This is a genomic window from Bradyrhizobium sp. 137 (assembly GCF_023074095.1).
Classification (GTDB): Bacteria; Pseudomonadota; Alphaproteobacteria; order Rhizobiales; family Xanthobacteraceae; genus Bradyrhizobium.
This window is the reverse complement of record NZ_JADPKU010000020.1, coordinates 1-507: the sequence shown is the minus strand read 5'-3', so window position 1 is coordinate 507 and position 507 is coordinate 1. Positions and strand designations below refer to the sequence as shown.

Sequence of the window (507 nt, the reverse complement as noted above, 5' to 3'; positions counted from 1 at the left end):
TCGAACGTTCCACCCTTACCGGCTGCGAGCACCACGCCGAAGGTCTTCAGTAGACCACGAATTTGATTGTAAAGCGTCGTACGAATCGCGACGAGTTCGCTTCTGGCTGAGAGCCGGGCTCGGATACGACAGCTCTGCAGGCTCTTGATGGCGACGGGCCGGTACCAACCGGAGCGCACCACTTGCGCGATCCCAAATGCATCGTTCACATCCGCCTTGTTAACTTGTAGCGAGAGCGCCGCCGCGACATGGCGCGCGTGGATGCAGTCGATTGGAACGTCGAGAGCGCGCAGCCCATGCCAAAGCCAGATCGCCAGCGGCCCGGTTTCCATACCAACCCGAACCGCGTCTGGAGCGTGCTCGCGCAGCGCCATTGCGATGCACTCCGGCTCCGAGGAGCATTTGCCCCGCCAAGTGCGCCGACCGTCGCCGTCGATCACACAAATTTCCGTCTCCTTTTGCGATACGTCCAAACCAACATAAAGGGTCATCACATGCTCCTCGTTT

1 protein-coding gene is annotated in these 507 nt (G+C 60.0%); it reads right to left on the bottom strand.

Annotated elements, in window-relative coordinates; translation table 11 throughout:
- Window positions 1-491, bottom strand: a 491-nt coding sequence (locus IVA78_RS03795) for a transposase (RefSeq protein WP_247464322.1), incomplete at its 3' end; no start/stop codon positions are given.
- Window positions 492-507: the final 16 nt, after the last annotated feature.